Source organism: Snodgrassella alvi (genome assembly GCF_040741455.2).
Classification (GTDB): Bacteria; Pseudomonadota; Gammaproteobacteria; order Burkholderiales; family Neisseriaceae; genus Snodgrassella; species Snodgrassella alvi_E.
This window is the reverse complement of sequence record NZ_CP160328.2, coordinates 851,051-863,455: the sequence shown is the minus strand read 5'-3', so window position 1 is coordinate 863,455 and position 12,405 is coordinate 851,051. Positions and strand designations below refer to the sequence as shown.

Annotated in this window: 9 protein-coding genes; 7 read left to right on the top strand and 2 right to left on the bottom strand. The window is 42.4% G+C overall.

Features of this window, described 5'->3' with window-relative positions; all coding sequences use genetic code 11:
- The first annotated feature begins 2 nt into the window (after positions 1–2).
- The 4 genes from folC (at position 3) to purF (ending at position 4,674) form a co-directional block, all read left to right on the top strand.
- A complete protein-coding gene (folC, locus tag ABU615_RS03870) occupies positions 3–1,307 on the top strand; it encodes a bifunctional tetrahydrofolate synthase/dihydrofolate synthase (protein ID WP_367487262.1) in 1,305 nt (434 codons plus the stop codon).
- A gap of 42 nt (positions 1,308–1,349) precedes the next feature.
- Complete coding sequence (locus tag ABU615_RS03865; protein WP_370389255.1) at positions 1,350–2,543, top strand: SPOR domain-containing protein; 1,194 nt, start codon at positions 1,350–1,352, stop codon at positions 2,541–2,543.
- Between the two features lie 15 nt (positions 2,544–2,558).
- Positions 2,559–3,056 (top strand): CvpA family protein, encoded by a 498-nt coding sequence (locus ABU615_RS03860; RefSeq protein WP_267390537.1) that lies wholly within the window; start codon positions 2,559–2,561, stop codon positions 3,054–3,056.
- Positions 3,057–3,138: 82 nt separating this feature from the next.
- Positions 3,139–4,674, top strand: a complete 1,536-nt coding sequence (purF, locus tag ABU615_RS03855) for an amidophosphoribosyltransferase (protein ID WP_267408424.1) — start codon at positions 3,139–3,141, stop codon at positions 4,672–4,674.
- Positions 4,675–4,900: 226 nt separating this feature from the next.
- Here purF and ABU615_RS03850 read toward each other — a convergent pair whose 3' ends face one another.
- Together ABU615_RS03850 and ABU615_RS03845 are read right to left on the bottom strand one after the other, a co-directional pair.
- A complete protein-coding gene (locus tag ABU615_RS03850; protein ID WP_370388217.1) occupies positions 4,901–5,971 on the bottom strand; it encodes a zinc-dependent alcohol dehydrogenase family protein in 1,071 nt (356 codons plus the stop codon).
- A 294-nt stretch (positions 5,972–6,265) separates the two neighbouring features.
- The gene (locus ABU615_RS03845) at positions 6,266–6,847 is read right to left on the bottom strand and encodes a bacterioferritin (protein WP_100140297.1); all 582 of its coding nucleotides are present in this window, start codon (positions 6,845–6,847) and stop codon (positions 6,266–6,268) included.
- Positions 6,848–7,469: 622 nt separating this feature from the next.
- Here ABU615_RS03845 and ABU615_RS03840 point away from each other — a divergent pair.
- The 3 genes from ABU615_RS03840 to ABU615_RS03830 all read left to right on the top strand — a co-directional run bounded on the left by ABU615_RS03840 (position 7,470) and on the right by ABU615_RS03830 (position 12,073).
- Entirely contained in the window at positions 7,470–10,511 is a 3,042-nt protein-coding gene (locus ABU615_RS03840) for a S8 family serine peptidase (RefSeq protein ID WP_370389254.1), read from the top strand.
- 630 nt (positions 10,512–11,141) lie between these two features.
- Positions 11,142–11,615: a Panacea domain-containing protein gene (locus ABU615_RS03835; RefSeq protein ID WP_267390532.1), complete on the top strand. Its 474-nt coding sequence runs from the start codon at positions 11,142–11,144 to the stop codon at positions 11,613–11,615.
- Between the two features lie 32 nt (positions 11,616–11,647).
- Positions 11,648–12,073, top strand: a complete 426-nt coding sequence (locus ABU615_RS03830; RefSeq protein WP_267390531.1) for a hypothetical protein — start codon at positions 11,648–11,650, stop codon at positions 12,071–12,073.
- Positions 12,074–12,405 lie beyond the last annotated feature (332 nt).

The following is a 12,405-nucleotide window of genomic DNA, read 5'->3' as shown; positions in this document are numbered from 1 at the left end:
TAATGACAGAAAAATTTCATGCAACTGAATTAAAACGCTGGCTACAGCATCTGGAACAGGGTGTGACGGGCGGGCAGATTGATATGGGACTGACTCGTGTAGGTACGGTGCGGGAACGCATGGGACTACAGCCGCATTGTCCAGTGGTTATTGTAGGTGGGACAAATGGCAAAGGTTCTGTCTGTGCCTATCTAACGCAGATTTATCGCGAAGCTGGCTATCGTGTGGGTACACTTACCAGCCCACACTTGCTGCGTTTTAATGAGCGAATCGCTATCAATGCGCAGCCGGTTGCGGATGAGCTGATAGTTCAGGCGTTTGAACGTATAGAGGCTGAACGTGGTAATACTGTACTAACTTACTTTGAATTCAATACACTGGCTGCAGTGGAAGTCTTTGACCAGCAGAAGGTAGATATTATGGTGCTGGAAGTGGGACTGGGTGGCCGGCTGGATGCAGTAAATGTATTTGATGCGGATGTGGCGGTGATTACCAGTGTCGATCTGGATCATGAAGCCTATCTTGGCAATACGATAGAAAAAGTGGCGTTTGAAAAAGCCGGTATTATGCGTGGTGGCCGGCCAGTGATTTGTGCTCAGCTGCCGGTACCGGAAAGTTTAGCGGCACATGCTGAGGCAGTGGGTGCAGATTTACTGCTGCTTGGACGGGATTTTGATTATCATAAGTTGGAAATGCAGCAATGGTCATACCGTTTTCATCCCCAAAACAGTCAATTGTTTGTTGGAGAACATGCCCGCCATGCTCTGCCAATACCGGCTTTGCGAGGGAACTTTCAACTGAGTAATGCGGCCTGTGCGTTGACAGTATTGGAATGCTTGTCAGATCGTCTGCCGCTGGATATCGGTGCGATTAAACGTGGTTTGCTGCGAGTACATCATCCGGGCAGGTTTCAGGTATTACCCGGTCGGCCACTGACGATATTGGATGTGGGGCATAATCCTCATGCGGCACGGGCGTTGCGCAACAGCTTGATTACTTTACCGTATGCAGAGAAACGTCTGGCTGTTTTTAGTATGCTCGCTGATAAGGATATTGAAGGGGTACTGGAAATTGTGAAAGACCAGTTTGATAGCTGGTATATTGCGCCGCTGCATTTACCGCGAGGTCTGACAACAGCAGCGCTGGAAGAGAAATTTGCTCGCCAGCATATTTCGGCGATAACAACTTATGCTTCAGTAGCAGAGGCTTATCGTGCAGCTTTATCACAAGCGGGTGAGAATGATAGAATTGTGGTATTTGGTTCGTTTCATACCGTAGCAGAAATAATGGATTTGCCATCGTTGTAAATTTTAAAATCGAAACGAGCACGACAGAGGAGTGGATAACGCATGAATGCGCAGGAAAATTACGAACAGCTGAAACGGCGAAATCGGCGCCGTTTGGTCGGTGCACTGATTATGGTGGTGATTGCTGCTATTCTGCTGCTTGTTATGCTGAGCCGTCGTACTCCTCAGCCAGTACCAGCTCCACAGCTGGATATCAAAGCAGCTTCTGCAGCCAGACCGGCTAGTGCGGCTATGGATACACAATCTGCTTCTGCGGTGGTGCTGGAACCAGCAGCCAGTGCACCTGCTTTGCCGGTAACGGTGCCTGCCTCTGAGGTTGCTAGCATACCAGTTTCATCGGCAGCATCTGTACCGCCAGCTGAAAACCATGTTTCTAAAACGGCTGCAACAGTAGTGCCAGTTGTGCCGCAAGTGAAACCCGTACGTCCGGCGCCTCAGAAAGTAGAGGCAGAGAAAGCTACAGTTAAGCCGGTTGTGCAACCAGCCAAAACCCTTACTGAACATAAATCACAGCCTGTGGAACAAAGACGGTTGCATCATGAAGAAGCTGTTGCTTCGCCTAGAATAAAACCGGCAGCTACTAGACCAGTAGAAGCTGCCGAGAAAAATCCGCCAGTGAGGGTGACAACTGTAACCAAACCTCGCACTCCAACGGAAACTGTTGAGAAACCAGCCAGTAAAGCGTCAGCTGCTGCGGAAAACAGAAAACAACAAGCTGTAGGTAATACCACTGTGTCTTCAACAAAAACAGTTGTTGAAAGCGAAAAGAAAACCTCGACAGTGGCCAAAACACCAGTGAAAAATCCAGCTCCGGTCAAACCGGCTGCTACGCCTAAACAAAATAGTAATGCAGCAAGTGGCAAGAATAGCAATACTACGGGCAGACTGACGCCGCAACAGATATTGGAAAATAAAGCTGCTGCAGCTGTGAGCAGAAAGAGTACGACAGAGCAGAGCCGTAATAATAAAGCGCCTGTCGCCGCCACGAACAACAGCAAGGATGCGGTGGAGCGTACAGTGATTCAGATTGGTGCCTATACCACTGAAGCGCAGGCCAATCTGGTTCAGCAGCGTTTGGCAGTGGCCGGTGTGCCAGTGAGTATTACGACTAGCCAGACCAGTAAGGGTACGCTGTATCGGGTACGCAGCCGTGTTTACAATAGCCGCAGTCAGGCAATGCAGAATCTGGATAAAGTACATGCTGTTGGGCTGGATGGTTTGGTAATCGGTTTATAGGATATTGATACGGGCATGACACTGTTTGATTTTCTGGCTCTGGGCGTGATTTTGCTGACCACACTGGTAGCGATGATGCGCGGTCTGGTGGGCGAGATAGCCGCTTTATTATGCTGGCTGGTAGCCTTTCTCGGTGCCAAGATGTTGGCCGCGCCGGTAGCGGATATGGCTTTTCCTACGATGCAGCCCCGTGCGCTGGCTGTTGCTTTGTCTTTTGTACTGGTGTTTGGGGTGATGTGGATAGTGCAGCGACTATTTCGTGCGCTGATTACTTCCGCTTTGCAATCAATTGGTCTAGGTGGTGTCAACCGGATTTTCGGTGCCTGTTTTGGGGCGGTGAAAGGCGTGATTATTGTTACACTGGTGGTATTGCTGTGTGCTTTTACTGATTTACCCAAAACGCCAGCATGGCGTGATTCGGCTACAGCAGGTATGTTTGAGCAATTGGCTATGCTTGCGGTGCCGTACCTGCCGTCTTTTGTGGCTGAGAAGCTGAATTCGCCATCGGTATAAACGTATGAATTATCTGACTAAATACAACGCGCGTTTTTAATTACAAAACGCGCGTATTTATTTGTCTTAAATGGAGAGAATAATGTGTGGTGTTTTGGGTATTGTTGCGCATGAGCCGGTGAATCAGCTTTTATACGATGGTTTACAGATGTTGCAGCATCGCGGTCAGGATGCGGCTGGGATTGTGACAGCGGAAGGTACGATGTTTCATATGCATAAAGGCCGCGGTATGGTGCGTGATGTATTCCGTACCCGCAACATGCGTGAATTGGTAGGTAATGTTGGCATTGCTCATGTACGCTATCCGACGGCCGGTAATGCCAATTGTAGTGCCGAAGCGCAGCCTTTTTATGTCAATTCACCGTTTGGTATTGTGCTGGCACACAATGGTAATCTGACCAACACAGAAGAGCTGTTTAAGAATGTCTGCTTTACTGATCTGCGCCATGTGAATACGCGCTCGGATTCGGAAGTATTGTTGAATGTGTTGGCGCGGGAGCTGGAAAATCAGGTGGGTAATCGCACTACTTTGGCTCTTTCAGACATATTTGCTGCAGTGGCTGCACTGCACAAACGTGTGCATGGTGCCTATGGGGTGGTAGCTTTGATTGCAGGCTATGGTTTGCTGGCTTTCCGTGATCCGTTCGGCATCCGTCCGTTGTGTTTAGGGCAGAGGGAGCAGGATGGAAAAACTGATTATGTGGTGGCTTCGGAATCAGTGGTGTTTCCTAGTTTGGATTTTGAGCTGCTGCGGGATGTGGCTCCCGGGGAGGCGATTTTCATCAGCAATGAAGGGCAACTGTTTTCGCAGCAGTGTGCGCAGACACCTCATCTGATGCCGTGCCTGTTTGAATATGTGTATTTTGCCCGTCCTGATTCGGTGATTGACGGAGTATCGGTATATCAGGCCCGATTAAATATGGGTGTCACATTAGCGGAAAAAGTAAAACGTACGCTGAACTTGCAAGATATCGATGTGGTGATGCCGGTACCGGACACTAGCCGCCCTAGTGCGATGGAGCTGGCTCAACATCTAAATAAACCTTATCGCGAAGGCTTATTTAAAAACCGTTATATTGGGCGGACATTTATTATGCCCGGACAGTCGGTACGTAAAAAATCGGTACGGCAGAAACTCAATCCAATGAATTATGAATTCAGTGGTAAACGAGTTTTGCTGGTTGATGATTCGATTGTACGTGGTACCACAAGCCGCGAAATTGTAGATATGGTGCGGGAAGCTGGCGCTACTCGTGTGTACTTTGCTTCTGCTGCACCAGCGGTGCTGTATCCCAATGTCTATGGTATCGATATGCCGACGAGAGAAGAGTTAATTTCTTACCGGCGCAATGCTGAGCAGGTGGCGGCTGAGATTGGCGCCGATGGCGTGGTATTTCAGGATCTGGCTGATTTGCAAGCAGTGGTTTTAAAATTGAATCCGCACATTGAGGGTTTTGACAGCTCGTGTTTTGATGGCCGATATATTACTGGAGATGTGGATGAATCTTATCTGCAGCGGCTATCTACGCGTAAAAATACTCTGGCCGCTTCTTTTGTGGTGCCTGGTGTGATTGAACACAGTGTTAGTGTACAGGAAGATGAGGATGACGAAGAATAGCTCAGCATTAGCGTTCTTTTCCTCAGTATGTATTTATATTGCTATTTAAACTTGTTTAAGTATTTGCCGGTAGCACTCAGCAAAATTTAGTGATAGCTGCTATTAAGTGACACGATACGCAAAATAATATTTATGCTATTTGTCTGTGATGTATGTGATAGTGAAAAGCAGCCATATGGCTGCTTTTTCGATAAAATTTTACTAGAGTGGTTGTTTAGCTGGCCGATCAGTAGTTAATGATGACTTTCATGGCTTTCTCATCTGCGGCATGCTTGAATACTTCATAAGCTTTTTCCAGTTCATTGAATTGGAAATGATGTGTAGCCAGTTTTTGCATCGGTAGTTTGCCTGAACAGCAGGTTTTTAGCAGCATGCCGGTGGTATTGGCGTTAACCAGACCAGTGGTGATGGTGAGGTTTTTAATCCATAGTTTTTCCAGCTCAAAATTAACGGACTGTCCGTGAACCCCAACATTGGCTAGATGACCGCCTTCTTTTACGATGCGCTGGCAGATATCCCATGTGGCTCCAAGTCCTACTGCTTCCATGGCACAATCTACACCTCGTCCACCAGTATATTCGAGTACACGTGCAACGGCATCTTCACGGGCAGAATTGATAATCTGTGTAGCACCCAGTTCTTTAGCCATGTGTAAACGGTTATCGTCCATATCAATCATGATAATCTGACTCGGCGAATATAGCTGTGCCGTTAACAGACAGCTCATACCGACTGGACCGGCACCAACAATGGCCACTGTATCGCCGGGTTTGACATCGCCGTACTGTACCCCGATTTCATGGGCAGTGGGGAGAGCGTCTGACAGCAGTACGGCGACATCTTCGTTCAAATCCGGTGGTAATCGATATAGTGAATTATCAGCAAAAGGAGTGCGTACATATTCAGCCTGTGTACCGTCAATCATATAACCCATAATCCAGCCGCCACCGCTCTGACAATGTGCATACAATTGTTTCTGACAGTTTTCACACATTCCACAGCGGCTAACACAGGAAATAATTACTTTATCCCCCTTTTTGAAATGTTTCACTGCGCTACCGGTTTCTTCAACAATGCCAATACCCTCATGTCCCAAAATCCGGCCGTTAAATGCTCCTTCTTTTTGAGTTGCTTTTTGTTCGATTTCAGGATTTTTGCCTTTCCAGATACCCAAATCCGTACCGCAAATAGTGGTTTTGGTTAAGCGGATAACGGCATCGGTGGGGTCGATAATTTTCGGTTTATCTCGTTCTTCAAAGCGGATATCGCCGGCACCGTAGTAGACCATTGCTTTCATGCTGCATCCTCCATAAAACCATTGAAAAAATCATCCTTTAGTATGGATGAATCATGTAATAACAAATTGTATTCCTATGATTTCTATACCACAATTTATTAGCCATCTGAAAGTTTATGTATGGCATATTATTAATCTGCCTCAAATAACGGCTATAGAGGCTTGGGTGATCTATATTTTATGAAAAGGTATACAGTTTCTGCTTTGAATATTTGTAGGGCAGCATACAAGTGAAGTAGTTGCCATATAGACACAAAAAATCCGTGCCCGAGCACGGATGTTTTATGCAAGCATTTAAATAATTTTGGCTGAAAGTGGTTTACCATCCAGACCTTCCATCATGTCGGACAATTCATCGGCATGGTCTTCTTCTTCAGCCAGAATGTGTTCGAGCAGACGTTTGGTGGTGGTGTCATAGTCGCCAACATACATGATGGTTTGGCGGTATAAATCGATTACAATACGTTCTGCAATCAAGTCTGATTCCACCATTTCGCGCAGGGTTTCGCCTTCAACATATTCGGTGGGTGAGCGCTGGATAAAAACATCTGGATTCAAATCTGGCTCTCCACCCAGCTGGGTAATGCGTTCAGCCAGCATGGCAGCGTGTTTTTGTTCTTGTTCAGCGTGTTCCATGAATTCTTCTTTTACTGCATCCATAAACAGGCCGCTGGCCATATAGTAATGGCGTAAATAGCGCAGTACACACACCCATTCAGAAGCCAACGCTATATTTAGTAGTTCAATTACTCTATCTACATCCAGCTCATAGGTGGAGGTTACGGCTCCATCCTGATAATTTTTACGAGCATTGGTTCGTAATTCTTCAGTAGTACTGAATTTTACATCGCGTTTGAGTGGTTTGCGTTTATTCATTTTTATCTCCTTGCTGATATTAATTAATTTGTTTCTGGTACTTAGTGTTCCTTTTGTAAGGTAGCTGATTACATAAGTGGTTGTCTATGCAACTATTTTTAATATACGTAATAGTTAGATGAATCTGATTGCATAACGTATATTTATTTGGATTTATTTTAAATAACTAATAAATAAAGTGAAAATTGTATAAATCATTCTGCATAATAATATTCTCAATCAATATCTAATAAAAAAATAAATTTATTGTATTAACATATTGTTATGCATTTTCTTATGTAGAAAAAAATAGCAAAAGCTTACTGTAATTTAATTACAGCAGAATAGCTTGATCAGTACAGAATATAAATTATTGTACTTTTATGATAGATAAGTTGCTCATTTTTATGAAATAAAATAACAACAGAAATATGCAGAATATTAAATAAATAAAATTATATCTTATTTGGTTAATTAATACTTAATAAGGTAAATCGATATTTTAGGCAATGTATGATGCAAAAATGAAAAAATCTCATAACGGTTAACTGCATTTATTTTATTAAATTTTTAAAAAATAAGAATAAAAAATTGCATGAGCGTTTTGATTATTAATGCATTTAATACAGGAAGTGAGACGGTTATGAAACATTCTAAACTAATGCTTAAATCCCTAGTCATAGCTGTTTCTCTTGCCTTAACGGCTTGCGGTGGTGGCAGTGGTGGAGTGCATTCTAATTCTACAGAAACAGGTGGTGGCTCTGGCGGTGAGGATACTGGTAACGGCCATTCCGGCGGCGATGAAATCACGCCGAAACCACCATCAGATAAACCACCAGTGAATGATCCGCCATCTGAAAAGCCAACATCACCGGTAAAACCACCAGAGAAACCACCGGTAATTCCGCCAACAGATCAGCCGGATGTTCCTGATAATATTCCCATGCCTTCTGTGAATCCGTCCCAGCTAGACAGCAGTGAACAGGCTATTGCCATTCCTTTAAGTAAGAATCAATATACCAGAAGCAACAATGGTGAAGACAATACACAGGCCAATCGTCTGAATCTTAAGGATGCTCGTGATCAGGAGTTAGACGGAAGAGGCGTTAAAGTAGGAATTGTGGATTTGCCAGTCAGTCTGAATCATCCTGCTTTGCCAGACAATATTGTTGATTTAGGCCAATTTGGTACGGTATACAATGGTGAGGCCTATCCTCATGGCGATGCAGTTGCCCTGAATATAGCTGGCAAGGATGTACGTGGAAAAAAACTGGGCATTGCCCCCGCTGCGCAGATATATTCAGCCAGTGCTTCAGACAGTCGCGGAGCAGGCCAAATCAATATACAAGCTACCATCAAGGGATTTTATGCACTGGATAAAGCTGGTGTAAAAATCGTCAATAATAGTTATGGCACCAATTATGTGACCAATAAAGCGTGGTATATCTATGATGCCAAAAATTATCTGAACGCTGATAACCCAAAAATTAAACAAAATAGTTATATCGGCCAATTGCTTACGTTGGTAGAAGATGACATGCTGTTTATCTGGGCAGCGGGTAATGGCGGCTTAAATCAGCCTAGTATTCAATCATTATTGCCATTAGTAGAACCAGAGCTACAAAAGGGCTGGATTGCAGTGGCCGGAGTATCTGCTGATAACAAAATTGAAGATTACTCCAATCGATGCGGCGACGCTAAAAATTGGTGTATGGTGGCTTACTATCAGCCACAAACGGCCAATTTAAATGCCAAACCTGGTGAAGATATCAATGGATTACCGCTTACTACTACTTCTGGTACTTCTTTCTCCGCACCACAGGTTACAGCAGCAGCCGTACTGGTGAAACAGAAATATCCATGGATGAGCAATGATAATCTACGCACCACTTTACTGACTACAGCTACAGATTTAGGTGCTAAAGGTGTGGATTCAGTTTATGGCTGGGGATTGCTGAATATCGGCAAAGCCGTAAACGGGCCGGCACAGTTTGCCTTTGGCGATTTTAATGCCAATGTCAGCAGTGGCCAGTATATTTTCAGCAATGATATCAGTGGAACTGGCGGATTAATCAAGAATGGCAACGGTACATTGATTTTGACGGGCAGTCACAGCTATCAAGGTAATACCATCATTAATTCTGGAATGCTGTCGCTGGATGGCAGCAGTCAGTCTGCGGCGAAAATTTCCAAAGACGGTACCTATCAGGTGCACGGTAGTACTGGAGCGGTGAATAATCAGGGTACGTTTGTCAGCCGCGATGCCACGATTAATGGAGACTACAGCCAGAGTGGAGAGGCAACCTTTCAAACCAGTCTGGGCAGCAAAACAGCTATAAATGGTACAGCCAGTCTGGCTGGTCGGTTATATTTCGACGGCCTGAAATCTGGCTTTGTGCCACAGACTGGTCTTCAAGTAGCCGTTATCAATGCGCAGAAGCGCGTAGGAGAATTCAGCCAAACTGCATTAGCCTCAGGAATATTACTGGACGGGAAAGCCAGTTATGATGGCGACAATGTGAATTTTGATGTAACGCGGATATCAGCACGGCAGGCGGTACAAAATAACGGTCTGTTAACGCGCAGCATAGCTGATCCGGCAATTGAGGCTGCAGCTGCAGCGATTGATACCAGCTTCAGCCAGCTAGACAAACTGTCGTCAGTAACAGGCACAGATGGTCCAACAGCAGAATTGTTTGCTGGTGCCAACCGGATTCAGAATGTCCAGACAGCAGAAACGTTGCGGCGTTCACTGTATTCATTATCAGGTGCGGTATACAGCAATGCCAATGTAGTGAATACCCTGACACTGGGCAAGCTGAATACAGACTTTATGTCATCTATCCGCAATGATAGCGCCGAACCGGCACTGATTATGGAATTTAACCATTCACAGAATCGGTGGAATCCAGGCGAAGTGCGCGGCAAGCAGAATAGCAACAGCGGTCTGATTGGTGTAAGCAGAAATTTTGGTAATGGTTGGTCAGGAGCAGCGGCATACAGTTTCCAGAATACAGACTGGAGTGAAAGAGATGGTAGTGCCGATATCAAGAGCAACGGCTTAACACTGGGCACCTTCTATGCGCCGGCCAACTGGCGGGGTGCGTACCTATCCGGTAGCTTAGGTTATAACCGCTATTCCAATGATGTTACCCGCGGCATATGGCTGGGCATAACCAGAGAGGATAGCGGAGCGAAAACGAAAGGTAATGTGTGGCAGCTGGCATTGAACGGCGGTAAAGCATTCGCTATGAAAGGTCTGACACTGACACCGCAGCTAGGTTTACGCTACGACTATCTGCAACAGAACAGTTTCAGTGAAGCCGGAGCAGAAGGATATGGCTTATATGGCAGAAAGCTAAACAAAGGCATAGTAACTGGCAGTGCCGGCTTAGTAGCTGAATATCTGTTTGATATAAGGGATATAGTGGCGAATATCTTTGGAGCAGTGGGTGTGGAGCATGATTTCAGAGACCGAGAATATGCCACACGAGGAGGATTTAGTGGAATTCATAGTGATGCAAGAGCGGGTAAATGGTCGTCAGCCAGAACACGCTGGAATGCAGCAATTGGTAGCAATGTACAGGTGAGCCGTAATGTGAGTGCTGGTATTCAGTATCAGTACGAGAATGGCAGTCACTGGCACAGTAATTCAGGGCGAGCGAATCTTAGAATACGGTTCTAGATACAAGTCAAACAGTGATTATCAAATGAGAATAGGGTTTCATTCATTATGAAATCCTATTTTATTTATAACATATTTTTAATTAATAAACAAAACTTAAGTTAAAATTAGAAATCTTATAATTTTATGATTAAAAAAATAAATTATTTAATACATTTATATAAATCATATATTAATTTAAAATATTTAAAATTTTGTGAAAACTATACTATAATTAGAAGGATAAGAAATTATTGAATCTTTATAAGGTAAATGTTTTTCCACTAGAAAAACATAATCGATATTTTTTATAAATATTAATAATTTACATTCAGCTTTGAATGAAGATAACTTTAATCATGTCAGAAACAGAAAATAAAAAAAATTTTTTATGTGAAAATTGTTGTTTACGAGGATTTCTGTTATTGTTTTCAGCAGTTGTTGTATTAATACTCTCTATTGGTTTGATATATATTATGGGATCCCTTAAAACTTTTTCCCATATAAGTTGTTCTGAAGCTTGGTTGTATGGGATATATGTTGGTGGAAGCTTGTTATCCATATCAGTAATAATTTTGGGTTTATTACGGTATTTTTTATCTAAAAGGCATCAAGTTTTAGATAAAATTAACTGAATAAAAGGAACGAACCATGGCTTATCCAGTGAATGCTATAGTAAATACTTTATTAGATATGGCAAAAGAAAAACATATATCAGACATGACACCTATGAAGATACAAAAGCTAATCTATTTAGCACAAGTTTGGTATATAAAAATAACAAAAGAAGAGTTAATTGATGAGTCTTTTTATAGATGGACTTATGGACCGGTATTGCCCTCACTATATCATAATTTAAAAGGTTATGGTTCTTACCCTGTGACTAATAAATTGATAAGAATGGATTTACAAGGAAATATTATAGAAGATTATATTTCTGATCAACCCAAAGACAAAAAAATACATGCATTATTAAATGAAATCTTAAATGTTTATGGTAACAAAACTGCAAGTCAGTTATCTAATTTAACTCATCAGAAAGGTACAGCGTGGACTGAAGGGGGTGGTGATAATGAAAGTATTATTACTAAAAAAGAAATGGAAGATGAAACATTATATAAATAAAAAAATATAAATTTTAGTATAGTGGGTTTTGCATGAATGATAATAATAGTTCATTAAATTCTTTTAATAACTTTGATAGTGAAATTACTAAAATAAAAGAAAATTTAGAAGAAGTAACTGAAAAAAAATTGGATAGTGTTAAGAGTGAAATTAAAAAAAACCCCACTAACGATGCCAAAAGTTTGGTTCAAGAAAAACATGATGAAGAAATAGCTAATAGTAAAGCTGATAGAGATCTTAGAGAACGGTACGGTTTTAAGGCATATAAGGTTGTAAAAAAGTCATTATGGGGTTGGGCTATTTTATTGACTCTTTATGCATTGTGTCGGTTTTTCTTTAATAAAGATTTGTTTTCAGATAATGTTCTGATTGCTATTACTTCTGCAACAACTTTAAATATTTTTGCCGCTTTCCTTGGCGTAATAAGGGGTCTATTTCCTGTCAATACTAAATCTTGAGATGACAAATAATTTTATCTGTTTATTGTAATTATAAATAAAAAAAAGAACCCAGCATTTAAATTTATAAGCCTGAATGTAGGAGAAAAGCTTATAAATAAAATCGCTGGGACAGGGAAATAAATAGCTTAGATATTGGATTTTATATTATCAAAATATCTATCTTTCGTCTACAAAAATTTTCTAATCTTAACAAAATAAATTATATATCCGATATTTATATAAATTTATACAGACATGAATTTAGCTTAGGGTAGTGATGATAAGTGGTACGTGAGAGTTGATGTTTTAGGAATAAAGTATAAATTTGTTTTGTTGGCTGATGCATGGAA